The organism is Desulfocicer niacini, assembly GCF_054657595.1.
This window is the reverse complement of the sequence record NZ_BAAHYK010000226.1, coordinates 1-270: the sequence shown is the minus strand read 5'-3', so window position 1 is coordinate 270 and position 270 is coordinate 1. Positions and strand designations below refer to the sequence as shown.

Here is a 270-nt window from a genome sequence, read left to right as displayed (position 1 = left end):
TATCACCTACCTGGAGTGACAATGTTTCTTCCAGGCGAAGTCCCATGGAATAGGTGGTTAATATGAAAACACGATAGCGTAGTTTACGTGTTGCACCAATGAGGTTCTCAATCTCAGCAGGGGTGAGAATATCAGGGATTGTTGTGACTTGGGGTGGTTTTACAATATCAACCCACTTCCAGTCAATTTTTAACACATGTTTCCAAAAAAATTGCAAACCAAGGCGGTCAATTTTGACTGTGCTCCATGAGTGAGAGTCTACAAGGTCCG

At 43.0% G+C, this 270-nt stretch carries 1 pseudogene; it reads right to left on the bottom strand.

The window, feature by feature from the left end:
* A pseudogene (locus ACYQ2M_RS25505) lies at positions 1-196 on the bottom strand (recombinase); the annotation flags it as partial.
* Between the last annotated feature and the right edge of the window lie 74 nt (positions 197-270).